This is a genomic window from Hydrogenovibrio sp., from assembly GCF_965140365.1.
GTDB lineage: Bacteria > Pseudomonadota > Gammaproteobacteria > Thiomicrospirales > Thiomicrospiraceae > Hydrogenovibrio.
Map to the genome: position 1 here is coordinate 459,412 of NZ_OZ223196.1, position 24,679 is coordinate 484,090.

Below are 24,679 nucleotides of genomic sequence, written 5' to 3' on the forward strand. Positions count from 1 at the left end.
ATGAAAACCATTGCAAAACTGATACTGTCAAGCAGTCTGGTCGCCGTCATCGGGCTTTCCGGTTGCGGGAAAGAGTCGGATGACCTCAATACTACCGAAAAACCGGTTCAAACCATCCAAGCGCCGGTGGAAACCGTCAGCCTGGGCACCATTCCGTTAAAAGCCGTGGTGCCGGGAGCTGTGGTACCGGATCAGAAGGCGCAAATTGCGTCGCGCTTAATGGGGTACATTAAGAACCTCGACGTGAAAGTGGGCCAAGAGGTCAAAAAGGGCGAGTTATTATTTTCCATTGATTCCAGCGACGTGAACAGCCAGATCTTACAGGCGAAGTCGGCTTATCAACAAGCCAGTGCGGCTTTGAAAGATGCTAAGCTGGATTATGATCGTTTTTCCAAACTGTATAAGCAAGACTCGGTTTCCAAACAACAGTTTGACAAGATTAGCCTGCAATATAAAGTGGCTCAGGAAAATCTGGTTTCCGCTAAAACGGCTTTGAATCAAGCAAAATCTCAATTGAATTACGCCAATGTTAAAGCACCATTTGATGGCGTTGTGGTCGACAAGATGGCTGTGGCCGGCGACCTGGCGGCTCCGGGTAACCCGGTGCTGGTATTGGAGAACCTGACGTCTTTGAGTGTGAAGACACAGGTGGCCGAAGATTTGTTTGCTGTACTGCGTCCGGGAGATGAGGCGGAAGTGGTGATTGATGGTCACCCTAAAGCATTAACCGGCACCATTTATACATTGGTGAGCGCAGCGGATCCGAAAACCCGTACCCATACTGTTAAGTTGAGTTTACCTTCTTTGGTCAATGTGAACAGTGGGACCTTTGCTCGCGTTGGGTTTAAACGCGGTGAGCGTCAAACCATGATGGTTCCGAAATCCGCGGTATTAAATCGTTCCGGCGTCCAAGGGGTATTTGTTCTGGAAGACGGTAAGGCCAATTTTCATATGGTACGTTTAGGTGAAAAGATTGGCGACAAAGTCGAAATCAAGGCCGGTTTGAATCTGGGTGACACCATTGTCGTGGCCAATAATCAAAGTCTTTTGAATGGGGATAACATCGAGGTGGTCGATGTGGACACAGCGGTTGAACCAGCGGAAAAGAAAGGGGCTGAATAATGTCGACGGCCGAACAGAAATCATCCACGGATTCCTCAACGAATTTAAACATCGCGGGGAAACTCGCTAAAATTTTCATTCATTCCAAAATCACCATGATGATTATGGTTGCGGTGACTTTGGCAGGGGTTTTGGCTTATTTGGTGACCCCGCGTGAGTACAACCCGCAAATCGTTGTGCCGGCGGCGGATATTATCGTGCCGAAGGGCGGGGCGACGCCGAGCGAAGTGCAAAACATGGTGGTGAAGCCGCTGGAAACCATTATGGGCGCCTTGCCGGGCGTGAAACATACGTTTGGTTATGCCTCTAATGATTTCGGTATTGTGACGGTGCAGTTCGATGTGGGGGAAAACCAGGTTGACAGTCTGGTGAAGCTGTATAACCAGCTGATGCAAAATATGGACAAGATGCCGCCGGACACGCAGCAGCCGCTCATCAAGCCGATTAATGTGGATGATGTGCCGATTATGACCCTGGCGGTGACCTCGGACGAGTTGTCCGGTTACGATTTGCGTGACGTCTCCCTGAAGCTGGTGGAAAACTTGCGGAATATTCCCGGTGTTTCTTTTACGGACGTGGTGGGCGGAAAACGCCGGGCCGTTAATGTGTGGCTGGATGCGCAAAAAATCGCTTTGACCGGGATGTCGCTTGGGCAAATCAGTGACATGCTGAAAGGCAGTAACGTCTCTTTGCCGGTTGGTGCGTTGGTCAGCAACAATAAGCAAGAGCCTATTCGGGTAAACGGCTTTTTGGGCAATGCCGAAGAAGTGGGCGAAATCATTATCGGCACCGAAAACGGTCGTCCGATTTATCTGAAAGACATTGCGCGAATTGAAGATGGGCCAATGGAGACCGATACCGATACCCGAATCGGTTATGGTCCGTCCAGCACGAAAAGTTCTCGCAGTGAATTGCCCGCCGTTACCATTTCATTAGCCAAAAAACCGGGCACCAATGCCGTGACGGTGGCGGATGCCGTTTTGGAGAAGCTGGAGGAACTGAAACTGAGTGTTTTGCCTTCCAATGTGGACATTACCGTCACCCGTAACGACGGGGAAAAGGCCAATGCTGCAGTAAACTTGCTGATGGAGCATTTGGCGATTGCGGTGGCTTCCGTCATCGTGGTATTGATTCTGTTCCTAGGGTGGCGTGAAGCGGGTATCGTGACCTTGACGGTGCCGCTGATTTTGTTTGTGGTGTTGTTCGTGGGCTATATTTCCGGGCAAACCATTAATCGTATCACCTTGTTTGCGTTGATCTTGTCGTTGGGCTTGCTGGTGGATGCCGCCATCGTGGTCATCGAGAATATCCACCGACACATTCATGAAGGGTTCGATCCGGAAAAATTCGATGAGGTGTTGATCAAGGCGACCAATGAAATCGGTAATCCAACCAATGTCGCGACCTTTGCGGTTATTTTGGCGTTTATTCCGATGCTGTTTGTGACCGGAATGATGGGGCCGTTTATGGCACCCATTCCGTTTAATGTTCCGGTCGCGATGATTGCATCGTTGGTCATTGCGTATATTTTGGTGCCATACGCGTCTTATCGTTTCCTTGGCAAAAAGGCCATAAAGGAAATGCAAGCGCGTGACAGTCTGGAAACGCATCATGTCAATGAGCCGGACTGGATGCAGCGTCTGTATGAAAAGTCCATTGTGCCGTTATTGGAAAGTCGCACCAAGCGAAATGTGTTCTTGTTTGTGGTGTTGATTTCTTTGTTTGCGGCCATGACGCAGCCGGCGCTGCAATTTTTGCGTGGTGACGGCATGAATAATCCGTTGCATTCGGGGGGCGTGGAAGTGAAGATGTTGCCGTACGACAACACCAGCACCTTCCTGGTTCAAGTCGATATGCCGGAAGGCACCGCGTTGGAAGCCACGGATATTGTGGTGCGCCGTGTTAATGACATTATCGCCAATACGCCGTTTGTAACCGATTACAGCGTGTACTTGGGTGATCATGCACCGATTGATTTCGCGGCCTTGGTGCGCGGTGATTTGATTAAACAAGGCTCCAACTTCGCGCAAATTCGTGTCAACTTGGTGAACAAGCATGATCGGGATTTGTCATCGCATGAAATCGTACAAATGTTGAACGATAAACTGGTCTCGGTGCGTAAGGTGTTCCCGAACGCAAATATCAAACTGTATGAAACACCGCCGGGGCCTCCGGTGACGCTGCAAATTATGGCGGAACTCTATGGCCCGGATTACGATAAGTTACGTGCAGCGGCGCGTGAAATTAATGCCAAAATGCATGATATTTATGGCTTGGTGAATATTGATGATACGGTGACGGCCAATACCGAAAGTTACCAAATCAATATCGACCGTACTCAAGCCAATCTGCTGGGCATTGTGCCGGCGGAAGTGGCGAAGATGTTGCGGGATTACATCAACGGCTATGAGTTGGGCTATATGCACTTGGATAACGTGCGTGAACCGGTCAACATCATTGTGCGCTTGCCGCGTTCGGAGCGAACCGTACCGGAGCAACTATTGTCGCTGAATGTACAATCCCGTTCCGGAGCCTCTGTGCCGATTTCGGCTTTTGCTTCCATTAAAGAAGTGGTTCAAGCCAAACCGATTATGGGGCGTGACCAGCATCAAATGGTGATGGTCGGCGGCGAGCTTTTGCGTTCCAGCCCCGTTTATGCGGTCTTGTCGATGGACAAGATGCTGGATGGTGTCAAGCTGCCGGAATCCGGTGTGACCTTCCATACCGCTAACCTCGGGTTTGTGGAAGCTCAGCCGGATGATATGATGGATTACTCGTTGTTGTGGGGCGGTGAAATGCGCCTGACGCTGGATGTGTTCCGTGATATGGGGAGTGCGTTTATTGTGGCGTTGGTCTTCATCTACCTGATTCTGGTCGGTTACTATCGTTCCTTTATGATGCCGCTGATTGTCATGGGGGCGATTCCATTGACCATGATTGGGGTTTTCCCCGGGCACTGGTTGACTGGGCAAGCCTTTACCGCCACCTCGATGATTGGGGTTATTGCTCTGGCCGGAATTGTGGTACGGAACTCCCTGTTGTTGATCGACTTTATCTTGGAATACCGTGCCGAAGGTAAAACATTGAAAGACTCGGTCATTGAAGCCGGTAAGGTGCGTTTCCGTCCGATTCTGTTGACGGCCTTGGCCATTATGTTCGGTTCGATGATTATGATTACCGATCCGGTGTTCGGTGGTCTGGCGGTTTCTTTGATTTTCGGAACCTTGTCGTCGACGGTCTTGACGCTGTTGGTGATTCCATTGTTGTACTTTATCTGGCAATGGCACTCAGGAGTGAAATACACCGAGGGTGGACAGACCAGACCTGCGTAAACGCAGGGAGGGTTCAATATAAAAAAACCGCCAGGCCTGGCGGTTTTTTTATATCTGTCGATAATCTAATCAAAATGACGGTGTTAGAAAGGCGTTTTAGGCGTCAGACGCTTTGATGCAGCCTTTCAACGCCTCTTCAAACGCCGGGAAGTCAAACGGCGCTGTGTCGAGCAGAAGTTCCAGGCGGCTGTCTTTACGATAGGCGATGAGTTCGCGGGTCGTTTGACCGTTGACCCATTGAAACAGCATTCTGGGTGTGGCACCAACGCGAAAAACGCCTTTGGCGCGTTTGACGGTTCCCGGTGCTTCTTGAAAGTGGTTTTGATTCAAGCTTTCCAACAATTGGAACAGCTTGGCCCAATCAAAAATGATGTTGTCGTCAAATATCCAGCCAATGGCTTGGGTGCCGAGTTGTGTTTGATAAACTCGTTTCAATAGGCTGGGGAGTTCAGTCGGTTTGTAAGGCAGCTCGTTCGAGTGGGAAACGCTGGCTCCACTGTGCGCCTTATGCAGGGATGCAAAAGGCGAGAAGGGGGTGGTGGTCGGCTGGTAAGTGTTGTGATGAAAGTGAGGATGACGAATTTCATCCAGTGGCACTTTCGCCTGTTGCGTCACGTAAATGGCTTGTTTCGGCGGGTAAAGCGCTTCGCAATAGGCCTGAATTTGGTTGAGTTTTTCATTCGACACCGTATCTTTTTTATTCAACAGAAGGACATCGGCCATATTGAGCAAATTTTGCATAATGGATAGCCGGTTGAATTCTACAAGGTCGGCTTGGTGCAAGTCGATAACGGAAAACAAGGTTTGTATGTCGAATCGTCCTGCCAGTTGACCGCTTGTGAATAGGTCCACGAGACTGTCCGGCTCACCCAATCCGGTGGGTTCGATGAGCAGGCGATCGGGTTGTTGCTCGTCCAATAATTTCAGGGCGGTGGTTTCGAGTTCCGATTTGGCGGTGCAGCAAATGCAACCGCCGGGAATTTGGGTGACACTGGTTTGTGAGGCGCTTTCGAGAACCGGGCCGTCAATACCGACGGCGCCAAATTCATTGACCAGCAAGGCCCAGTGTTCATCAGCGGGCTTTTGTTGCAATAAGTGCCTGAGAAGAGTGGTCTTACCGGCGCCGAGTTGGCCGGAAATAATGTTTAGCGCACAGCGTTGGCTCATAGTCGGTCGGGCTTATAGCTCAGCTTCGCCACACACTTTGTTGCGACCCGTCGACTTGGCCATGTAAAGGCTTTTATCCGCACGGTCAAAAAGCGATTCGATGGTTTCGTTCAGCTGGTACATGGCAACGCCGACGGAAAGGGTGAGGTTGATCGGTTTTTTGTCGCCTCGCACTTGTAAGGGTCTGGAAGCGATTTTTTGACGAATGGTATTGGCTACCTTTAGGGCGGAGTCGTAACCTGTGTATGGCAGAATGGCGACGAACTCTTCGCCGCCAATGCGGGCGATGAAATCTTTTCCTTTGGTTTCGTTGTGTAGGCTTTTTGCCAGATAGCGCAAAATACTGTCGCCGACTAGGTGACCATAATTATCATTAATCTTTTTGAAAAAATCGAGATCCAGTACCAGTAACGCAAAGCTGTTTTGGTTTTCATTGGCCTCCTGCATAACGCCTTCGATGATTTCGTTAAAGCCTCGACGGTTCGGGATGTTAGTTAAATCGTCGGTTTTGGCGATGGCCGTCGCTTTATCGAGCTCTTTTTTCAGTTGCTTGATTTCATCACTGGTTTCGGCGATTTGCGATTGCAGGGCATTGGTTTCGTTTTGGTAGTGTTTGATGGTGGGTAAAACCTGTGTTTTCAAACGGCTGACGATTTCATCTGGGTTCTTGAGCCCGTCAATGGTTTGCATTTGACTGTCCAGCTCTTCGTGTTTGTTTTTGGCTTCGTTGACCCAGTCTTCGATGTAGAGAATCAATTCGTTGATGATGTTCGAGAATTCTTCCGAGTGCATGCTGTGACTGACAACTTCTGACCAGAGGGTGTTGAAAATAACGCGTGCAGCGCCTTCGTCGTAAGCATTGAATTGCAAAGCGTGTTCGATTTGTTCGGCGATGTTCGGGTTGATTTTGGTCAGGAGTTCATAAAACAGCGTGAAATGAATTGGGTTGGCATTGATGTCCAATTCTTTCAGCTTGTCGAGGACCTGCAAAGACACTTCCTGAGCATCGGCATTCGGGAGGGTGTATCGGCAGTCATTTTGCAGTATCTTAGAGGTTTCCATGAAAAAAATGCATTTCGTTATTTTTCTAATATTATAAACCCTTTATAAGGTGTCTCCAATTTAAAGGCCGAGTTTTTTTAAGGAAAATAGATGGACAGTCGTGATTTTCAATGGATGCGGACGTTTCATTTAGTTGGCCTTGGATTGGGTTTCATTTTTTTGTCATCTTTCATTCACATGGCTGTTATGTAGCGCTTTTAGAATGAGCGGGTAATTTTTATAAACTTTAAGAGAGTTAAACCATGAAAAAACTATTGATCGCGATGATGGCGGCCGGTTTCCTATCGGCCTGTTCGACAGCCCCTGAGAAAAAAGCCGACACTAAAGCAGAAGCCACGCAAGCCGTAAACGATGATTTGTACATTGTCATGGATGAACGCATGAACGTTTTCTATGATGGCGACCTTTACAAAAAATATTTGGAACATGGTGAAACGCCTTATCGTCGTACTTTTATCGGTGCCGGGCCAAACGGTCAAACGGTTGTGTATGGCTTGACCAAAGCGGACAAAAAGAAATCCACGAATCCGGCGGAAGAAATGATGTCCGGTAAAATGGCGCCAGCAGATGACTTTTATGCGGAAGTGGTTGAGAAAGAACATAATCGTATTTATGTGTTCACGACTTGGGCGACGTTTGATGAGTTTGTGAAATTACACGTGGATAATTTCCGTTATTCCGATATCGGTGCCGGGCCAAACGGTGAGACAGTTGTGTATGTCTTGACTAAAAAAACCAGTAAGCAAAAGCCGGTTGAAGCCATGAAAAAATTCAATGCTTTCCACGGCATCCAAAAATAAATGATTTCCGGTTAATCGTTTAGAATTAAAAAGCCCGGCATGACCGGGCTTTTTTTATGTGTGTCAGACGATAGTTTCTTATCGTTTGACTGTTTCATGCAACGGACAAGTTTGAATGCCCAGCAGAGTGTAGAGCGGGCACCAGCGGATAATGCCAGTGGCCAGCGGGATAATCCCGATATAGGCCCACAGCCCCAAAACATCAGTGGCGGCCAAAAGAATCAGTATCGCACCGATAATGATCCGAAGCCATCTGTCCAATGTTCCAATGTTCATTTATCTTCTCCCTATAGTCAGTTTAAGCATGTAAAATGGTATGATATTTAGTTATACACATGGTTCATACATGCGGTGATTGATCGTTGTATTTAAAATCCATTTAAAATCCGATTACCCCTCTAATTGTTAACGCACTTTGGTTAAAAATCAATAGAACATTATGACGGAAGTAGTAAAAACAGCGAAAAGCAAGCTGAAAACTAAATTGCCCGGCGATGCCTATGCCGAAAACATCCGCGCCCGCTTTTGGTTGATGGGGCAGGGCGAAGCTTACGTCGGCATCGGGCGCATTACCTTGCTGGAAAAAATCGATCAGCTCGGTTCCATTAATCAGGCCGCTAAGGAAATGAGTATGTCCTATAAAAAAGCCTGGAAGTTGATTGATGAATTGAATCAAATGTTTGAGGAGCCGTTGGTGGTGAAAGAGCATGGCGGCAAGGCCGGCGGTGGCACCCAGTTAACCGATAAGGGGCATTTGGTGGTGAAAGAGTTTCGTCGTGTTGAGGAGAAACTGAAAGCGTTTTTGCAGGAAATGTCCGATAATTTGGGTTTTTAAGCGCTGTTTCCGGGCGTTTTTTTCCTCGAACCCTACGCCCGCCATTTTCACCAGGCCTGGTAAAAAATGAATATTGGATTTTATTCCGGTAAACGCTTGACTTTAGAGAGAAAGTCTCTAAAATCCCACTCTTTAATCCTTACCCCTTCTTATTGCCCGTTAAACAGTAAGTGATTATTCGGTTCGCCGGATAGTTGTAATGGATTAGCTATTTATTTTTAGGACAAAGTTATGAAAACATTTGTTGCAAAGCCAGCTGAAGTAAAACGTGACTGGTACATTGTGGACGCTGAAGGTAAAACTTTAGGTCGTATGGCCGCTGAAATCGCAGCGCGTTTGCGTGGCAAGCATAAGCCGGAATACACGCCGCACGTTGACTGTGGTGACTATATCGTGGTTATCAACGCGGAAAAAATCGCCGTGACCGGTAACAAGCGCAAAGATAAAATGTATCACCACGTGACAGGGTATGTTGGTAACTTGAAGTCAACAAACTTTGAAACCTTGGTTGGTAACAAGCCGACTCGTCCGGTTGAGTTTGCTATTAAAGGAATGTTGCCTCGTGGTCCTCTAGGCCGTGCAATGTTGAAAAAACTGAAAGTGTATGCCGGTGCCGAGCACCCACATACTGCACAACAACCTAAAGAACTAGACTTGTAAGAGGGAATTGAGAATGGCAACAGAACAATATTACGGAACAGGTCGTCGTAAAAACTCAGTGGCTCGCGTTTTCTTGAAAGCGGGAAGCGGCAAAATGACTGTCAACGGTCGTGACGTGAAAGAATATTTCGCGCGTGAAACCGATTTGATGGTGATTAACCAGCCATTGGAAGCGACTGAAAATGTTGAAAAGTTTGATGTCACTGTCACGGTAAAAGGTGGTGGAACAACCGGTCAAGCCGGTGCGGTTCGTCACGGTATCTCTCGTGCGCTATTGGCATTCAACGATGAAAACCGTTCTGCTTTACGTCAGCGTGGTCTATTGACTCGTGATGCGCGTCAGGTTGAGCGTAAAAAAGTGGGGCTTCGCAAAGCACGTCGTCGTCCACAGTTCTCGAAACGTTAATTCGATTACCGTTTTACGGAACACCAAAAACCGCCAGGCCTGGCGGTTTTTTTATGTCTGAGAGAAAGCTGTTGATCGTTTTCCTGTTTGTGTGCTTATAGGTTGTAGGATGCTTCAATGCTGTGGCGAGTTGTAAAGTCTTCTTCCTGAGAGTTGCACGGAAGAAACAACTTGAAGCAACTTATAGACAAATAAAAAAGGCGTTCCGAAGAACGCCTTTTTTATTGAGTTGTGTGTTTGTGCTTTGGCTTAAAGCTTACAGGCACCGCCGGCACAACCGTCATCATCATGAGAATCGTCGGCTCCGTCGCGGGTGTTGTGATAATAAAGCGTCTTTAAGCCCATTTTGTAGGCGTAGAGCAAGTCTTGCAAAATCAGTTTGATCGGAACGCGGCCTTCGTCGAAGGTGGCGGGATCGTAGTTGGTGTTGGCGGAAATGGCTTGGTCAACGAACTTCTGCATAATGCCCACCAGTTGCAAGTAACCCTTGTTGTTTGGAATTTGCCATAGCAGTTCATAATCGTCTTTGTGTTCTTTAAAGCCGGGTACAACTTGTTTCAAAATACCGTCTTTAGAGGCTTTTACCGAAACGTAACCGCGCGGCGGCTCGATTCCGTTGGTGGAGTTGGTGATTTGCGAGGAGGTTTCGCATGGCATGAGCGCTGTCATGGTGGAGTTGCGCAGGCCGTGTTTTTGAATGTCCTCGCGTAGTGTTTCCCAGTCCAGGTGCAGCGGTTCATCGCAGACTTCGTTTAAGTCGGCTTTATAGGTGTCAATCGGCAGGATGCCTTGCGCGTACTTGGTGTCTTCAAACCATTCGCATTTACCCATTTCCTTCGCCAGATTCAAAGAGGCGGATAGCAAATGATACTGAATGGCTTCGAAGGTGCGGTGAACCAGACCATTGCCGGAACCGTCGGAATATTTCGCATGGTTTTTGGCCAGATAATAAGCCAGGTTGGTGACGCCGATGCCTAGGGTACGGCGCCCCATGCTGGCACGTCGTGCGGCTTCAACCGGGTAGTCTTGATAATCCAGTAGGCTGTCCAGTGCACGGACGATCAGATCGGAAAGCTCGGCCAGTTCGTCCAGACTCTCCAACGCACCCAGGTTAAACGCGGAAAGGGTGCATAAAGCGATTTCACCGTTTGGATCTTCAACCGAATCCAGCGAGTGTGTGGGTAGCGTGATTTCCAAACACAGGTTGGATTGGTGAATCGGCGCTTTTTTCGGGTCGAATGAACTGTGAGTGTTGGAGTGGTCGACGTTTTGAATATAAATGCGACCGGTTTGAGCGCGTTCTTGCGCGACCTGAGTGAAAAGGTCCAGTGCCTTGACGGTTTTCTTGCGGATGCTGTCATCCGCTTCGTAAATGCTGTAAAGGCGTTCGAATTCGTCTTGATCTTCAAAGAAAGCGTCATAAAGCCCAGGAACGTCGGAAGGGCTGAATAGCGTGATGTTGCCGCCTTCAATCATGCGTTGATACATCAGCTTATTAACTTGTACGCCATAGTCTAAGTGGCGAGCGCGGTTTTCTTCCACACCACGGTTGTTTTTCAGAACGACGAGCGATTCCACTTCCAAATGCCAGATTGGGTAGAACAGTGTGGCGGCGCCACCGCGAACACCACCTTGCGAGCATGATTTGACAGCGGTTTGGAAGTGCTTGATAAAGGGAATCATCCCGGTGTGATAGGCTTCGCCGTGACGAATTTCACTGCCGAGAGCGCGGATGCGACCCACGTTGATGCCAATTCCGGCACGTTGTGAAACGTATTTCACAATGGAAGAAGATGTTGCGTTAATGGAGTCCAGCGAGTCACCGCATTCAATTAATACGCAAGAGCTGAATTGGCGTGTCGGGGTACGAACGCCGGACATAATTGGCGTTGGCAGTGACAGTTTAAAATTCGAGGCCGCATCGTAGAAGCGCTTAATGTAATCCAGACGGGTTTTGCCTTCTTCTGCTTCGTTCGGATAATGGGCGAACAAACTCATTGGAATGAGCATATAAATAAATTGCGGGCTTTCGTAAATTTTGCCGGTCACGCGGTTTTGAACCAGGTATTTGCCTTCCAACTGTTTCACGGCGGCGTAACTGAAGTTCATGTCGCGTTCGTGTTTGATGTAGTTGTCCAGTTCGTCGAATTCCGCTTTTGTATAGTCGTCCAATAGTTGAGTGTCATATAGGTGATTGCGGACCATTTTATTGACGTGTTCAAACAAAGTGGGTGGGGTAAAGCGGTCAAAGGCCTTCTTGCGAAGGTGGAAAATCGCCAGACGTGCCGCCAAGTGCTGGTAATCCGGCGCGGACTCTGAGATCAAATCGGCAGCGGATTTAATAATGGTCTCATGGATGTCGGCGGTTTTCATGCCGTCGTAAAATTGAATATGAGATCGAAGTTCGACTTCGGAGACGGAAACGTTTTCCAAGCCTTCCGACGCCCAAGTGATGACGCGGTGGATTTTTTCTAAATCAATCGGCTCGGTTTTACCGTTGCGTTTTGTGACGTTCATGGTTTCTTTAGACATAGTTCGCAATCTTTTTAATGTTTTCAGTTGGTTATATGAGTATCGTATAGTGGGACTTAAAAAGGGAAAAGTAACCTAGTGCTTATATTTTGAATTTTACACTATATATAGTTAGACAATCTAAATCCTTAACAAAATATAGTGCAAACCATGGTGTAAATCAAGCCTAAAAAATAACCAAAATTGATAAAAAATTTGCTAGAAGAGGATGACGCCCCCAATAAACATTTTGGGGTAAAAATTACGAATCGCGGCCGGCCGGGCTTTTCGAACGCTTAACCTTCTGACACACATGACAAGAAAGCGAATTTCGGTGGCGAAATTAAAAAAACGAATACATGAAAAAGAAAAATTTAATGGCAACTCTGTCGAGATGGTTTTTTATTTTGGAGGGGGGTAAACATTTAGACATACAGTTTATTGAAGTGAAGGCCGGCGCTTTTTAGAACGCGGGCTTCATGCGTTAAAGGGTAAGTAAACTCACGAATTGTGTTGTAAAAAAACAACACATGCAATTTTTGTTGTTTTTTTTTGAAAAAAGGTTGCGCAGCTCTCTGAAACTCAATATAGTTGCCAGCAAGTTCACATTGCGTGGGCAAATTTCAAAACTAACTACATATAGGAAACTATTCCATGAAAAAGAATATTGTTGCTCTAGCAGTTGCTTCTGCTATCGCCGCTCCTGTCGCTATGGCTGACGCTCCTACCGTTTACGGTAAAATCAATATGGCCGTTGAACAGTACGACGTTAAAGACGCTGCTGGTGATAAGGTTAAAACTGAATCTGGTACACAAATTAATTCTCGTGCATCGCGTATCGGTGTGAAGGGTTCTTCCGATTTGGGCAATGGCTTAAAAGCCGTTTATAAACTAGAGTTTCAAGTCAATATCGACGACGGTGAAGGCCTTAAGAGTCGTAACCAATATGTAGGTTTGGCTGGTGGTTTCGGTACAGTTTTGGCCGGTCGTCACGATACGCCTTTCAAAATGTCTCAACCAAAAGACTTGTTTAACGACTCTGGCTTGGCGGATCTTAAGCCAATGTCTGGTGGTCTGGGTGTAACTGGTAAAGGTGGTGAAGATCGTGTTTCAAACACTTTAGCCTATGTATCACCTTCTTTCGGCGGCGTTAAATTACTTGCGGCGTTTGTGCCTAAAGGTAAGTCTGTTCCAAACAATAATACGGATAAAGAAGCTAGTTTGTCTGATGTTATGTCATTCGCAGCTATGTACGGTTCTAAGAAGAAAGGTTTATTCTTGTCAGGTGCTTACAACATCTGGGCTAAAGACGCTATTGGTGAGTCAGCGAATGAACTTCGTTTGTCAGCTCAGTACACGATTGCAGGTTTAGTGGCTAACTTGATGTATCAAGATTTCTCTGGTAAAGCGCTTGATGATTCTGAGAAAAAAGGTACTAACATCCAAGCAAACGTTGGTTACAAAATCGGTAACTTCATGCCTAAAGTTAAGATCTCTCAAGTGGATCGTGATAAAGCGAACGGCGAGAAGTATGATGATTCTACCAACTATGCATTGGGTCTAGACTACTCTCTAGGCAAGAAAACAAAAGTGTATGCAGAATATGCTTACCTAGACAAAGTTGCAACAGCTGATGGTTCAGTAGTTGCTGGCGATAGCGATAAGTCTGAATCAAGTGCTTTCTCTATTGGTCTGGTTCACAAGTTCTAATTTAGTTGCTTGCACTAGCAAGTCGCTAAGTTAAAAACGGAAGCCCCGCTTATGCGGGGCTTTTTTGTTTTTGGCTAAAAATATGGGGTCTACACTGATTTGTTGCACAAACCATTTTCGCTAGGCCTGGCGGTGAGTGGTCTGGGCTTATGTTATGATATGTCACAATTGAATTACAAAATCATGACAATTAATGAATGGGGAATGTTATGCGTCAATGTCAGCCTTGCACGGCCTGTTGTGATGGTTGGGTACAGATAACGGTAAAAGGCTGTGAAGCCTATCCGGGGCATCCATGTCCGCACAGTACGGGGGAAGGGTGTGATGATTATGATAATCGTCCGGTGGATCCATGTCGAAAATTTGAATGTGCCTGGGTGAAGTCCGGAAGTTTTTTACCGGATGATTTTCGTCCTAACGAGTGCGGCGCTTTGGTTTTGGATTCAGTCCTGTCTTGGCAAGGCTTGGATGTCGACTTGGCTGTCCCGGTAGGGCGAGAGATTCCACCAAAAACCTTGCAATGGTTGATGCAACATGCTGAACAAAAAATGCGCCCTTTGATTTATCAGATGCAGGATCCGGAAGTGTCCGTTTTGGAAAAAAATCCATTGACCTTGGCTTATGGTCCGCCGGCCTTTCAGGAGTGGGTGTTAGAGCAAGAGCAGCAAGGCAATAAGTTGTGGTGATTTGGTGCAAAAAAAATATTATGGTGCAATATATTACAGAAATGCGTTATTTTTGTTAATTATTCCTCAATTATTTGCGCATTGTTTTATTAAGTTATTGTTACTTAAGTATTTTTAGTTTTTTGGTACGCTCCTTTCTATATAGTGGTTGATTTTTATTAAGTCATTATCTGTAAAACTTGGAGTATCAAAATGAAAAAAACCTTTTCTGTTAAGTCACTTTTAGTTTCCATGGCCATCGCTTCTTCTGCGGCGGTTTCTGTTGCACCGGCTACCACTCAAGCGGGCGTGACTGGAAATATGGGTGCGGTTTCAACGTATGTCTTCCGTGGTCTTAAACAAACAGGCGCAGCCGGTCAAGGCGGTATTGACTATGAATCTGATTCAGGTTTTTATCTTGGTACTTGGGCATCTAATGTTGATGAGGGTGACCAAGGTCAAAACGGTATGGAAATTGATGCTTATGGCGGTTGGGGCGGTAGCTTCGGCGGTGTTGATCTAGGTATCGGTTATATCGGTTATTTCTATACTAACGCCTTTGATGATATGTATAACGAATTGAACCTATCTGTTGGTTTCGGTGGTGTGACCTTAGCGTTTAACCCAGGTATTTATGATGCTGAAAACTCTGACGGTGATTCAACAACCAATTACTACAATGTAAATGTAAGTGGCGATATCGGGCCGATTTCGGCTGAACTTGGTTACGATGATTGGGACATGTCTACTGGTGAAACCAAAGACGGTGCGGTGAACACTTATTTGAACCTAACGTACTCTCGTGAACTGTTCAAAAGTGTAGATGGTTCCATTACTTATACGGGTAACTGGGAAGAAGATGCCGATGGCGACGGTTACCTGCAAAACTATTTGATTTTGGGTATCTCAACAACATTTGATATCAAATAAGCATTTATTCCTCCTTATAGTTAGTTTTAAGCGGGCCTTGGCCCGCTTTTTTTGTTTTTACGAACCTCAGTTATTGTTGAACACTCGCGCTGACGTAAAAATCTTTTACATTGCATGCGGCTGGACTTCTGTGTATTTTAGCTTTGAGATAGGGAGGGGCTAATTTGACGCGCAATCAATCCGGTTTTGTTTTTGGCGTGATCATCGTGATCATGGTGCTCGGTGCGACCGCTTTTTTCGGGCTGTATGCCAAAAATTGGTTGTTTCAAAATCAAGATCAAACGCGCCTGACAGCCTTGCATCAATTGAACGATGTTAAGCAGCAGTTGCTCAAGTATGCGCAATTTCAACCGGAACTTTATTTAAGTGACCTGCACTCCAATACCCGTACCTATAAAGAATCTGAAAAAATACCAGGCCTGGGATACTTTCCATGTCCGGACTTGGACGGCGACGGTTCGGTACTCGGTGCGGAAACGTCTTGCGGTAACCCGAGAAATAGTTCCGACGATACGACCGGTTTTGTGTATGGTTTTTTACCAATCGGTTTTACGACGCGTAATATTTTTTTCGGGGGTTTGCAGCCTAAGCAGTTTTATTATGTGGTCGATGAGCGTTTTGTGAACGGAAATAACGCTTACAATAATGGTTCAACGGGTCGTTATGCGCCGTTGAATCCTTCATTGAGTCCAGCGCAAGCGCCGGATTCGGGTTCGAGTGTACTTCCAGATGGTACGCCACCTTGGATTGACTTGAATGGCCGTGAAGGTTATGTGGCGTTGATTATTTTCCCGAATGCCGTGAAGGTGTTTCCGGATGGCTACGCGCAAGATCGAACGCAGGCCGGTAATGCTCAAGCTCGAATCGGAGATTATTTGGATCGACGCTATGATGAAAGCGGCGCTCGGGTAAATGGCAATGCGGATGGTGACCGTTTCTTTTTCAGTGAGTCGAATGCAAATATTGGCGTGAATGATTTGGTGGTCGGGATTACTTTGGATGAGTGGCGAGAGTCGATGCTGGGGCGCTTATGCTCCCAGCAGCAACGTTTGGCCGAAGTGCCGCTGGAATCCGCGTATTGGTTGAATGACTATGATGCTGAAGATAATCCATCCGGCAGCGGCTGGCGTGCTTGGCTGGGAGAGTGTTCATGATGATGTCATCGAAAAATCCGGCGGCCGGGTTTTCGTTGATAGAGCTGGTGCTCGCTTTGTTGCTGATCAGTTTGTTAGCGGGAAGTTATTTAAAGTTTACGGGTGTGACCACTTATACCGAAAAATCCAAGGAAACGCGCCTCCAAGTTCAAGAAATTCGAGACAGTTTGTTGACCTTTTTAAAAGTGAATCGGTATTTGCCTTGCCCGGATATCGACGGAGATGGGCATGAGGATCGCCGTTCTTCCAGTGATACCTGTAAAGAGCGATCCGGTTTTTTGCCGTCGGTTCAGCTGGGGGTGCCGACGAAGGATGCTTGGGGGAATCCATTTTATTATCGAGTGAACGCGCGGTCTGAAAATAAAGACGATATTAATGATGTATGTGAAACCGCCAGTGTGTTCGGGCAGCAAGGGCCGCGTTCGCGTCCGAGCGAGTCGGGCTTTTGTCCCGATACGAAGCTGTTCTATTGTGATTGCGGCGATGCCCGAGCCGATGGGGCTTGCCCGAGCGAATGTGATTTTGACCATGAGCCGAGAAGCGTGGATGCGCCGCCGTATTTTAGCCTGGACACGCCGCCGGTGGGAGTGGACAATGCCGACGGGCTAAAGAATATGGTGGTGTTGGATGCGCAGGGCGATGAACTCGATAACGGGATTGTCGCGATGGTGGTGTCGTTTGGGCGAAATGGCGAGCAGGCCTGGTTAAATTGCGATAATCAAACGATGACGAATGCCATGGAATTGGAAAATTGCGATGGCGATGCGGATTTCCGTTTGGACCGGGGCCGCCCGCAAGATGACTTTTTAAGTTGGCTGAATGTATTTGATGTCAAGCAAGCGATGGTTGAGGTGAATGGCTTTGAATCGCATTAAGACTAAACAGCAAGCGGGGTTTTCACTGGTCGAACTGGCGTTGGTGTTGATGATTGTTGGCTTGCTGGCCGCCGGTGCTTTGTCGGTGTTGAGTTCGCAGCGGGAGCAAGTGAAATACACTGAGAGCGAACAGGCGTTGGCACAAACCAAGCAAGCCTTGTTGTCGTTTTTGGTTGTGAATGGTTTTTTACCTTGCCCGGATACGACGGGGGATGGCTTGGAAAACAGAACCAATCAAGCCTGCGAAGCGGTTTCCGGCGACGTGCCTTATCGTGATATTGGTTTGCGATTGGCGGATGTCCGCGATGGGTTTGGCGTTGGATTGCATTATGTTGTCAATGCTGAAGCGACATCGTTGTCGGCGTTGCAGGATTCGACTCGTTCGGCCAGTTTTTTTTGCGGAATCAGTTGTGCCGGTGGAAATTTGCCGGTGTTCATACTGAATACGCCTCCGACGGCATCTGAAAGTGGGGTCGGGAATTACGATGTGTGTGCCAGCGGCGGGGCGTCATGCGATGGTTCTGCGCCAATGCAGTTGGAAGCGGTTCCACTTTTGTTGGTGGCGTTTAATCAGCGTGGTTTGCCGGCTTGCATGGACCGACCTGCCCAGGAGCAAGAAAATTGTGACGGGAATCGTTTTTTTTGGCAAGGTGGTTATGCGCCTTTGGCGGGGCAAGATGGTTTCTTTGATGATGAAATCGTTGGGGTGTCGGCCTATGAAATTAAATCGCATTATATGAAAAACCACCCTGGCGCTCTATAGCGCAGGAGTGGTGTTGTGAAACAAAGAGGTGAGCATGAAAAATGTTTTAGTAGTGGATGATGATTTAGCCTTGAGAGGTATGTTGGCCCTTTCCGTCAAGGGCTTTGGCTATGATGCCTATGAAGCGGCTTCCAGTAGCCAAGCCATTGATATCCTGGAAGCCGAAACGATTGATGTGGTGTTATTGGATATGGGGATGCCACCGAATGAACACTCAGCGGAAGAAGGGTTGAAGGTGCTGGATTGGGTGGCGGATTCGACTAAAAGCATTAAAGTGATTGTATTGACGGGGCAGGATGCGGATGCCACTTCCTACTTAGCGATTAAGCACGGCGCCTTTGATTTTTTGGCCAAGCCGGTGTCGAATGAGCAATTGGCGCAAGCCATCGAGCGTGCCATGCTCTTTTTGGCGCAAGCCCAAAAGCTAAAAGAGCAGGAAGGCGTTCAAAAAGTCGAGTTGGATTTGGAGATGGGCGTTGGGGTGAAATCAGCCCGCAACGCCGCCGAGTTGAAATTATTGCGACAGGTCTTGAGTGATACCAATTTTAATGTGCATGAAGTTGCACGGCGTTTGGGGTTGAAGCGCGAAAACGTCTATTACCTGATTAATAAATACGGGTTGGAGCGCGACTGATGCCCATTCAGCCTAGTATTGACTTGGCTTTGGGGTTGCTGCTGGTGGGCATCACTCTGTTTGCCGTGATCTTGTATTTGCGACTGCAAAGTAATCGTTTGCGAGACTATTTGTTAAGGCTTTATCTGATTAATCGTCAGGTCAATCAGGATGTTCTGGATTTTGTCGATCAGGCCTGGCCGATTTTGGAAGCCGCAGGATTTAAGAGTCTACAAGGCGAAATTCAATGGTTTGGTGAGCGGAAAGCCATTCAGCATGGTGAGTCCGGAACGGAATCTTACCCAATCAGTATTGCCGAGTGGGGAATCAGTATTCGCTTGAACCTGACATCAGGGCGTATTCGCGGGGAAAACCTGTTACTGGCGAACCTAGTGCTGCAAAACTTCAAGGTACTGTTGGAATTGGATGTGTCCGGCAAAACCTCGGAGTTTTTGTTGTCTCAGAAGCGTTTGGAAAAATATCAGCTGTTTGTGCAACATGATATTAAAAATATTGCTCAGTTTATTATGCTTTTGTCCGAGCAGGTCAAGGGGACGAAAACCGACGCACAGAAAATCACGCTGGTTGAACATTTGAAAACGATGATGCCGACGGTGACGGAACGGGCGGATAAAACCATTCAGCAGATGACTCAGCCAAACAAGCCTTTGCAGGATGTTGAACGTTTTTCATTGGCCAAAGAGGTGCATAAAGTTGCCAAAGGGCTGGAGTTGCATTATTGTTTGCAGGGCGATGCAGAGTGCGAGTTGTCCCGGACGCTTTTTGATCAGGTGGTTAAAAGCGTGCTGGAAAACTTTAAAGATCACGGCTGCTATGAAAAGCAAGTACATATTGAAATCAGCGAAGCCTGTGAAGTTCGCCTGTATATTTACGAAAAAAACTTTGAGTTAAATGTCCCGGTGGAGCGTCTGTTTGAGCCTTTTTGGTCGACCTCGGACAGTGGCATGGGGCTTGGGCTGTTTATTGCCCGTGAATTACTATCGACCATTGGTGGTTCGATTCAGTTGGAACACACCGAAGAGCGATTCGGGTTTATTGTGCAATTTTAAACGCGGTAACTCAGTGAAAAGATTAAATAACTTTTACTCTTTTGCTGATTGTTTTGGAGAATTAAACTAAAATTATGCGGTTTTTTATTTTTGATGTCTGGGGAAGAAGCATGGCGCAAACACATAACAATTCAAAACAACGTGGGTTTACGTTGGTTGAAATAGCCATTGTACTGGTGATTGTCGGCCTGGTCTTAGGGGGAGTCTTGAAAGGGCAGGAGATGATTCGGGGTGCCAAGGTGAAAAATGTGAATAACGATGCCCAGAACATAATTTCGGCTGTGTCGACGTATAAGGATCGTTACAATGTGATGCCGGGTGATGATAAAGATTCCTCCATTGCCACGGCTACTGAGGCGGGCGATGGTGATGGCCAGTTGGAAGATGGTGAGAATGGCGCTTTTTGGGCGCAATTAAGAGAAGCGGGCTTGATGAAAGGCTCGGGTAATTTGTCGCCGACGCATTCTTTTGGGGGCAGGGTTGAAGTGAAACAAAATCCTTATGATAATGCCCAGGGGAGTTTTGTTTGTTTTATGAATATGCCGGGGGATGTGGCCGATATTGTTGATCGTCAGTTTGACGATGGTGCGGCTAATCGGGGCGCGATACAGAGCAGCAATGATCAGGATTATGTGATTGATGGAACGGCCACTTACGACTTGTGTTATCGATTGTAATCGCTTTTGATATTCCGATATGAAAAACCCGTCTCTGACGGGTTTTTTGCTTTCTGACGTCCGTGTTGCGCGATGTCATGCAATAGTTCGATGTCGCGGTATTCGCTGTGGTAGAATACTTGCCCTAATTTTTGAATTTTATTATCTAGCCCGAAAGTTCATAAATTAAGCCCCATCTCGCTTGCTCCTTGATTCCACAAGAAATATTTTCTCAGTCGGTCGTAATCGTGGATACGACACTTCTTCGAAAATTTCCTTGTGAAAACAAGGTCCGGCGCGATCTTAGCGCAAATTTATGAAGTTTTCGGGCTTGAATCAACAAAATCGGCCTAAAAAAGGCGAAAGTTTTAAGGTTGTTGGTGGTTTAAGGTCACGTATATGTCAGTATCAAGTTCAGCATTACAAGCGCACGAGTCCCCGTTCACCGGAGGCGTATTCATAAAAACCTACGGGTGTCAGATGAATGAATACGATTCGGATCGCATGGCAAAACTTCTGGAAAAAACCTACGGCCTGGCGCTGGTGGAAACGCCGGAAGCCGCCGATATGCTGATTTTGAACACCTGTTCCGTGCGTGAAAAAGCTCAGGAAAAAGTGTTTGACGAACTGGGGCGCTGGAAAAAATGGAAAGCGGAAAAAGGCAATCGCATTATTGCCGTGGGCGGTTGTGTCGCCTCTCAGGAAGGGGATGTGATTCGTCAACGCGCACCTTTGGTGGACGTGATTTTTGGCCCGCAGACACTGCACCGTTTGCCGGCGATGATTGACGAAGCTTTGGCTTTGCGTGATGAAAGTGCTCAAAACCGTAAAGTTAAAAAACGTGCCGTGATTGATATTTCGTTTCCAGAAATCGAGAAGTTTGATAATTTGGCCGCTCCGGAATCGAATGGCGTGTCAGCGTTTGTTTCCGTCATGGAAGGTTGCTCCAAGTACTGTACTTTCTGCGTGGTGCCTTACACGCGCGGGGAGGAGTTCAGTCGGCCGTTCGCCGATGTGATGGCCGAAGTGGAAGCGCTGGCAGAACAAGGTGTGCGTGAGGTGAACCTGCTGGGGCAGAACGTAAACGCCTACCGCGGTGAGATGCCGGATGGCGATATGGCCGATTTGGCCGTTTTGATTCATGCCGTGCGCGAAGTGGAGGGGATTGACCGTATTCGTTACACCACCTCTCACCCGAATGAAATGACCCAAAGCCTGATCGACTGCTATGCGGAAGTGCCGGAATTGGTGTCGCATTTGCATTTGCCGATCCAATCCGGATCGGATCGTGTGTTGGCGATGATGAAACGCAATCACATGGCGTTGGAATATAAGGCGACCATCCGTAAAATTCGCCAAATTCGACCAGACCTGAGCTTGTCCGGTGATTTCATTGTCGGTTTCCCGGGTGAAACCTGTGATGATTTCAAAGAAACCTTGGCTTTGGTTCAAGATATGAACTACGACCGCTCTTTTAGTTTTATCTATAGTCCGCGCCCGGGAACGCCGGCCGCCAGTTTACCGGATGATGTTGATATGCACACTAAAAAGCGTCGCCTGCAGGCGCTGCAAACCCTATTGAATGAGCAAACGGCGGCCATTAGCGAGGCGATGGTTGGCACGACGCAGCGTGTTTTGGTCGAACGTTTGTCGCGAAACTCCGCCAGTGAGGTTTCCGGGCGAACGGAGAACAATCGAGTGGTGAATTTTGAAGGTGCTCCGGAACTGATCGGGCAGTTTGTCGATGTTTTCATTGAAGAAGCCTATACGAATTCTTTGAAGGGGAAATTGATTGCAACCCCCGAAGCCGACAAGTTTGAGCAGCGTCAATTTTATGCGTTGTAATCTACTATCATTTTCATTATGATGAATTTTTAACACTCGTTTTACTTGTGGTTACGCCCTTTGACGACGCTTCATACCGTACAATTTTATCTATCGCCTGAAAACAACGACGCTCTGGTCAACCTGTGTGGCTGGCAGAGTGAGCATTTGTCGCAGCTGGAGCTGCGTTTGGGGGTGGAAATCAACCACCTCGGGTTCCAGTTCAGTGTGACCGGTTTGAGTGATCGCCTTGTCAAGGCTGAACAGTTTTTGCGTGACTTGTATGATACGGCGCAAAAAGAAGTGTTGGACCCGCCAAGAATTCATTTGGCGCTTCAGTCGCTCGGATTTGAAGAAGCAAAAACCATGGATGACGAGCAGTTATTGATTAAAACCCGCAAGAAAGTCATTCGTACGCGTAATGCCAATCAAGCCAATTACATTCAATCGGTCAAGGATTACGACGTCAGTTTTGGTATTGGCCCCGCCGGTACCGGAAAAACCTATTTGGCGGTTGCCACGGCAGTGGAAGCGTTGGAAAACGAAGAAGTGCGCCGAATTATTTTGACGCGTCCAGCGGTGGAAGCCGGTGAGAAACTTGGGTTTTTGCCCGGAGACTTGAATCAAAAAGTGGATCCCTATTTGCGACCGCTATTTGATGCGCTTTTTGAAATGCTCGGTTTTGAAACGGTTGAGCGTTTGATGGAAAAGCATGTGATTGAAGTGGCCCCTTTGGCTTTTATGCGTGGCCGCACCTTAAACGAATCGTTCATTATTTTGGATGAAGCTCAGAACACCACCACCGAACAAATGAAAATGTTTTTGACCCGTATCGGGTTTGGTTCCAAGGCGGTGATTACGGGTGACATTACCCAGTGCGACTTACCGAAAAACCAAAAATCCGGTCTCAGACATGTGATTGAGGTATTGGAAGGGGTGCCGGGAATCGGTTTCACTTTCTACCAATCCAAGGATGTGGTTCGACACAATCTGGTTCAGAAAATTGTTCAAGCCTATGATCAATTCGACAGAAGGAGTGCGGCAAAATGATACATTTGGATTTTCAGGTGGCGACGAATGAAGTCGACGAAGCTGATTTACCAACGTTCGAGCAATGTCTTGAATGGGTGGACGCCGCGTTACTGGAAGATTGGGGAATGGGCGAAACCGAATTAACGATTCGTTTGGTGGATCGGGACGAGATTCAACAACTTAACCGTGATTATCGCGGTAAAGACAAGCCGACCAATGTGCTGTCTTTCCCGTTTGAAAATCCACCAGGCCTGCTGGATTTGGGCGAAGAACTGCCTTATTTGGGTGACTTAATCATCAGCGCCGCGGTGGTGAAAACGGAAGCCGCCGAACAAAGTAAAGCCATGACGGCCCATTGGGCGCATATGATTGTCCATGGTTGCCTACACCTTCAAGGCATGGATCATCTGGAAGACGATGAGGCTAATGAAATGGAAGCGCTGGAAACGGAAATTCTGAGAGGTCTCGGATTTGAAGGCCCTTATGAAAAAGATTAGGGTTAAACGCGAGGCCAATAACTTGGCTGAAAACCAATTGTGTAATGTAACGGGAGTGAGAAAAACCCATGAGTGACAGTAGTAGCGGCTCTTCGTGGTTTGAAAAGCTATCGAAGCTTTTTTCAGACGAGCCGGAGAGTCGGGAAGATTTGGATTCATTTTTGCAGGAAGCCCAAGCGCAAGACTTGATTGATAAAGATGCGCTTTTAATGATTCAAGGGGTTTTGAACGTTTCGGAAGCGCGTGTGCGCGATGTGATGATTCCGAAAGTACAAATGTCTTGTGTGGATGAAGCGGATGAATTGGATGTCATTCTGGAAAAAATGTTGGATGCCGCTCACTCGCGTTATCCGGTGATTTCCGCCGAAACCGACGAAGTCATCGGAATTCTGCTGGCCAAGGATGTGTTGCGTGCCGTGGTTAAGCATGAGTTGACCGATAAATCCCAGTTGGTCGAACTGTATCGTACCCCGGCCTTGGTGACCGAAAGCAAGCGTTTGAATGTGTTGTTGCGCGAATTCAAGAACAGTCGCAACCATATGGCTTTAGTGGTGGACGAATACGGTGAAGTGGCCGGTCTGGTGACCATTGAAGACGTTCTGGAGCAGATTGTTGGCGACATTGAAGACGAACACGACGAAGACGAAGATAATATTCAAAAGCATTTGTCCGGTGCCTATTCCGTCAAAGCCATCACCTCACTGGATGAATTCAATAAATTCTTCAATACCGTTTTTGAAGATGAACTGTTGGAAACCATCGGCGGTATGGTCTCCAAACGTCTTGGCAAAATTCCAGAAGAAGGTGAAGTGTTTGAGATTGAAGGGCTTCAGTTCACCGTCTTCAAGGCCGATGAGCGCCGCGTGGAAAGCTTTTTGGTTGAAGAACGCTCGGTGTTTGACGAGGTCGAGGAAGATGAAGCGTCAGCAGATGCGTCACTCGAACCCCCTGAAAGCGCCGAAACGCTGGAGAAGTCATAACGCTTTAGCTTCCCA

General features: G+C 47.3%; 23 protein-coding genes. 19 read left to right on the top strand and 4 right to left on the bottom strand.

Annotated elements, in window-relative coordinates; translation table 11 throughout:
• Both AC0KH7_RS02185 and AC0KH7_RS02190 read left to right on the top strand, forming a co-directional pair.
• A complete protein-coding gene (locus AC0KH7_RS02185) occupies positions 1 to 1,122 on the top strand; it encodes an efflux RND transporter periplasmic adaptor subunit (RefSeq protein WP_472370279.1) in 1,122 nt (373 codons plus the stop codon).
• Positions 1,122 to 4,454: an efflux RND transporter permease subunit gene (locus AC0KH7_RS02190; RefSeq protein ID WP_472370281.1), complete on the top strand. Its 3,333-nt coding sequence runs from the start codon at positions 1,122 to 1,124 to the stop codon at positions 4,452 to 4,454. The genes AC0KH7_RS02185 and AC0KH7_RS02190 overlap by 1 nt, the downstream gene beginning before the upstream one ends.
• Positions 4,455 to 4,550: 96 nt before the next feature.
• Here AC0KH7_RS02190 and AC0KH7_RS02195 read toward each other — a convergent pair whose 3' ends face one another.
• Both AC0KH7_RS02195 and AC0KH7_RS02200 read right to left on the bottom strand, forming a co-directional pair.
• Positions 4,551 to 5,621 (bottom strand): CobW family GTP-binding protein, encoded by a 1,071-nt coding sequence (locus AC0KH7_RS02195; protein WP_472370283.1) that lies wholly within the window; start codon positions 5,619 to 5,621, stop codon positions 4,551 to 4,553.
• A gap of 12 nt (positions 5,622 to 5,633) precedes the next feature.
• Complete coding sequence (locus AC0KH7_RS02200; protein WP_472370285.1) at positions 5,634 to 6,683, bottom strand: GGDEF domain-containing protein; 1,050 nt, start codon at positions 6,681 to 6,683, stop codon at positions 5,634 to 5,636.
• A 242-nt stretch (positions 6,684 to 6,925) separates the two neighbouring features.
• Here AC0KH7_RS02200 and AC0KH7_RS02205 point away from each other — a divergent pair, with 242 nt between their 5' ends.
• Positions 6,926 to 7,483: a hypothetical protein gene (locus tag AC0KH7_RS02205; RefSeq protein WP_472370287.1), complete on the top strand. Its 558-nt coding sequence runs from the start codon at positions 6,926 to 6,928 to the stop codon at positions 7,481 to 7,483.
• 78 nt (positions 7,484 to 7,561) lie between these two features.
• Here AC0KH7_RS02205 and AC0KH7_RS02210 read toward each other — a convergent pair whose 3' ends face one another.
• A complete protein-coding gene (locus AC0KH7_RS02210) occupies positions 7,562 to 7,759 on the bottom strand; it encodes a YgaP family membrane protein (RefSeq protein WP_472370289.1) in 198 nt (65 codons plus the stop codon).
• A gap of 163 nt (positions 7,760 to 7,922) precedes the next feature.
• On the opposite strand from AC0KH7_RS02210, the gene AC0KH7_RS02215 reads away from it, so the two are divergent.
• The 3 genes from AC0KH7_RS02215 to rpsI all read left to right on the top strand — a co-directional run bounded on the left by AC0KH7_RS02215 (position 7,923) and on the right by rpsI (position 9,384).
• Positions 7,923 to 8,318, top strand: a complete 396-nt coding sequence (locus AC0KH7_RS02215; RefSeq protein ID WP_472370291.1) for a winged helix-turn-helix domain-containing protein — start codon at positions 7,923 to 7,925, stop codon at positions 8,316 to 8,318.
• 231 nt (positions 8,319 to 8,549) lie between these two features.
• Positions 8,550 to 8,978 (top strand): 50S ribosomal protein L13, encoded by a 429-nt coding sequence (gene rplM, locus AC0KH7_RS02220; RefSeq protein WP_472370293.1) that lies wholly within the window; start codon positions 8,550 to 8,552, stop codon positions 8,976 to 8,978.
• Positions 8,979 to 8,991: 13 nt separating this feature from the next.
• Positions 8,992 to 9,384: a 30S ribosomal protein S9 gene (rpsI, locus tag AC0KH7_RS02225; RefSeq protein ID WP_029939745.1), complete on the top strand. Its 393-nt coding sequence runs from the start codon at positions 8,992 to 8,994 to the stop codon at positions 9,382 to 9,384.
• A 249-nt stretch (positions 9,385 to 9,633) separates the two neighbouring features.
• Here rpsI and nrdA read toward each other — a convergent pair whose 3' ends face one another.
• Entirely contained in the window at positions 9,634 to 11,916 is a 2,283-nt protein-coding gene (gene nrdA, locus AC0KH7_RS02230) for a class 1a ribonucleoside-diphosphate reductase subunit alpha (protein ID WP_472370295.1), read from the bottom strand.
• A 633-nt stretch (positions 11,917 to 12,549) separates the two neighbouring features.
• Here nrdA and AC0KH7_RS02235 point away from each other — a divergent pair.
• The 13 genes from AC0KH7_RS02235 to AC0KH7_RS02295 all read left to right on the top strand — a co-directional run bounded on the left by AC0KH7_RS02235 (position 12,550) and on the right by AC0KH7_RS02295 (position 24,664).
• On the top strand, positions 12,550 to 13,605 hold the full coding sequence (locus AC0KH7_RS02235) for a porin (protein WP_472370297.1): 1,056 nt from the start codon (positions 12,550 to 12,552) through the stop codon (positions 13,603 to 13,605).
• Between the two features lie 209 nt (positions 13,606 to 13,814).
• Positions 13,815 to 14,291: a hypothetical protein gene (locus AC0KH7_RS02240; protein WP_472370299.1), complete on the top strand. Its 477-nt coding sequence runs from the start codon at positions 13,815 to 13,817 to the stop codon at positions 14,289 to 14,291.
• 192 nt (positions 14,292 to 14,483) lie between these two features.
• A complete protein-coding gene (locus AC0KH7_RS02245) occupies positions 14,484 to 15,200 on the top strand; it encodes a TorF family putative porin (RefSeq protein WP_472370301.1) in 717 nt (238 codons plus the stop codon).
• 164 nt (positions 15,201 to 15,364) lie between these two features.
• On the top strand, positions 15,365 to 16,354 hold the full coding sequence (locus AC0KH7_RS02250; protein WP_472370303.1) for a hypothetical protein: 990 nt from the start codon (positions 15,365 to 15,367) through the stop codon (positions 16,352 to 16,354).
• Positions 16,351 to 17,229 carry a prepilin-type N-terminal cleavage/methylation domain-containing protein gene (locus AC0KH7_RS02255; RefSeq protein ID WP_472370305.1) on the top strand — a complete coding sequence of 293 codons (879 nt, stop codon included), beginning with the start codon at positions 16,351 to 16,353 and terminating at the stop codon, positions 17,227 to 17,229. Before AC0KH7_RS02250 ends, AC0KH7_RS02255 begins: the two co-directional genes overlap by 4 nt.
• The gene (locus AC0KH7_RS02260) at positions 17,216 to 17,992 is read left to right on the top strand and encodes a type II secretion system protein (RefSeq protein WP_472370307.1); all 777 of its coding nucleotides are present in this window, start codon (positions 17,216 to 17,218) and stop codon (positions 17,990 to 17,992) included. The genes AC0KH7_RS02255 and AC0KH7_RS02260 overlap by 14 nt, the downstream gene beginning before the upstream one ends.
• A 34-nt stretch (positions 17,993 to 18,026) precedes the next feature.
• Positions 18,027 to 18,626 carry a response regulator gene (locus AC0KH7_RS02265; RefSeq protein WP_472370309.1) on the top strand — a complete coding sequence of 200 codons (600 nt, stop codon included), beginning with the start codon at positions 18,027 to 18,029 and terminating at the stop codon, positions 18,624 to 18,626.
• Positions 18,626 to 19,675, top strand: coding sequence for a sensor histidine kinase (locus AC0KH7_RS02270; RefSeq protein WP_472370311.1), 1,050 nt, complete (start codon positions 18,626 to 18,628; stop codon positions 19,673 to 19,675). Before AC0KH7_RS02265 ends, AC0KH7_RS02270 begins: the two co-directional genes overlap by 1 nt.
• 110 nt (positions 19,676 to 19,785) lie before the next feature.
• Positions 19,786 to 20,352 carry a type II secretion system protein gene (locus AC0KH7_RS02275; protein WP_472370313.1) on the top strand — a complete coding sequence of 189 codons (567 nt, stop codon included), beginning with the start codon at positions 19,786 to 19,788 and terminating at the stop codon, positions 20,350 to 20,352.
• Between the two features lie 378 nt (positions 20,353 to 20,730).
• Positions 20,731 to 22,176 (top strand): tRNA (N6-isopentenyl adenosine(37)-C2)-methylthiotransferase MiaB, encoded by a 1,446-nt coding sequence (miaB, locus tag AC0KH7_RS02280; RefSeq protein ID WP_472370315.1) that lies wholly within the window; start codon positions 20,731 to 20,733, stop codon positions 22,174 to 22,176.
• Positions 22,177 to 22,236: 60 nt separating this feature from the next.
• Positions 22,237 to 23,205, top strand: coding sequence for a PhoH family protein (locus AC0KH7_RS02285; RefSeq protein WP_472370317.1), 969 nt, complete (start codon positions 22,237 to 22,239; stop codon positions 23,203 to 23,205).
• Positions 23,202 to 23,684, top strand: a complete 483-nt coding sequence (ybeY, locus tag AC0KH7_RS02290) for an rRNA maturation RNase YbeY (protein ID WP_472370318.1) — start codon at positions 23,202 to 23,204, stop codon at positions 23,682 to 23,684. The genes AC0KH7_RS02285 and ybeY overlap by 4 nt, the downstream gene beginning before the upstream one ends.
• Before the next feature lie 68 nt (positions 23,685 to 23,752).
• A complete protein-coding gene (locus tag AC0KH7_RS02295; protein ID WP_472370320.1) occupies positions 23,753 to 24,664 on the top strand; it encodes an HlyC/CorC family transporter in 912 nt (303 codons plus the stop codon).
• Positions 24,665 to 24,679: the final 15 nt, after the last annotated feature.

What these genes read in the sequence shown, in the direction of transcription:
- rpsI (WP_029939745.1), top strand. Translation starts at nt 8,992, where the DNA reads ATGGCAACAGAACAATATTACGGAACAGGTCGTCGTAAAAACTCAGTG.
- AC0KH7_RS02190 (WP_472370281.1), top strand. Translation starts at nt 1,122, where the DNA reads ATGTCGACGGCCGAACAGAAATCATCCACGGATTCCTCAACGAATTTA.
- AC0KH7_RS02240 (WP_472370299.1), top strand. Translation starts at nt 13,815, where the DNA reads ATGCGTCAATGTCAGCCTTGCACGGCCTGTTGTGATGGTTGGGTACAG.
- AC0KH7_RS02275 (WP_472370313.1), top strand. Translation starts at nt 19,786, where the DNA reads ATGGCGCAAACACATAACAATTCAAAACAACGTGGGTTTACGTTGGTT.
- AC0KH7_RS02185 (WP_472370279.1), top strand. Translation starts at nt 1, where the DNA reads ATGAAAACCATTGCAAAACTGATACTGTCAAGCAGTCTGGTCGCCGTC.
- AC0KH7_RS02195 (WP_472370283.1), bottom strand. Translation starts at nt 5,621, where the DNA reads ATGAGCCAACGCTGTGCGCTAAACATTATTTCCGGCCAACTCGGCGCC.
- AC0KH7_RS02245 (WP_472370301.1), top strand. Translation starts at nt 14,484, where the DNA reads ATGAAAAAAACCTTTTCTGTTAAGTCACTTTTAGTTTCCATGGCCATC.
- ybeY (WP_472370318.1), top strand. Translation starts at nt 23,202, where the DNA reads ATGATACATTTGGATTTTCAGGTGGCGACGAATGAAGTCGACGAAGCT.
- AC0KH7_RS02210 (WP_472370289.1), bottom strand. Translation starts at nt 7,759, where the DNA reads ATGAACATTGGAACATTGGACAGATGGCTTCGGATCATTATCGGTGCG.
- AC0KH7_RS02295 (WP_472370320.1), top strand. Translation starts at nt 23,753, where the DNA reads ATGAGTGACAGTAGTAGCGGCTCTTCGTGGTTTGAAAAGCTATCGAAG.
- nrdA (WP_472370295.1), bottom strand. Translation starts at nt 11,916, where the DNA reads ATGTCTAAAGAAACCATGAACGTCACAAAACGCAACGGTAAAACCGAG.
- AC0KH7_RS02235 (WP_472370297.1), top strand. Translation starts at nt 12,550, where the DNA reads ATGAAAAAGAATATTGTTGCTCTAGCAGTTGCTTCTGCTATCGCCGCT.
- AC0KH7_RS02200 (WP_472370285.1), bottom strand. Translation starts at nt 6,683, where the DNA reads ATGGAAACCTCTAAGATACTGCAAAATGACTGCCGATACACCCTCCCG.
- AC0KH7_RS02215 (WP_472370291.1), top strand. Translation starts at nt 7,923, where the DNA reads ATGACGGAAGTAGTAAAAACAGCGAAAAGCAAGCTGAAAACTAAATTG.
- rplM (WP_472370293.1), top strand. Translation starts at nt 8,550, where the DNA reads ATGAAAACATTTGTTGCAAAGCCAGCTGAAGTAAAACGTGACTGGTAC.
- miaB (WP_472370315.1), top strand. Translation starts at nt 20,731, where the DNA reads ATGTCAGTATCAAGTTCAGCATTACAAGCGCACGAGTCCCCGTTCACC.
- AC0KH7_RS02205 (WP_472370287.1), top strand. Translation starts at nt 6,926, where the DNA reads ATGAAAAAACTATTGATCGCGATGATGGCGGCCGGTTTCCTATCGGCC.
- AC0KH7_RS02270 (WP_472370311.1), top strand. Translation starts at nt 18,626, where the DNA reads ATGCCCATTCAGCCTAGTATTGACTTGGCTTTGGGGTTGCTGCTGGTG.
- AC0KH7_RS02255 (WP_472370305.1), top strand. Translation starts at nt 16,351, where the DNA reads ATGATGATGTCATCGAAAAATCCGGCGGCCGGGTTTTCGTTGATAGAG.
- AC0KH7_RS02265 (WP_472370309.1), top strand. Translation starts at nt 18,027, where the DNA reads ATGAAAAATGTTTTAGTAGTGGATGATGATTTAGCCTTGAGAGGTATG.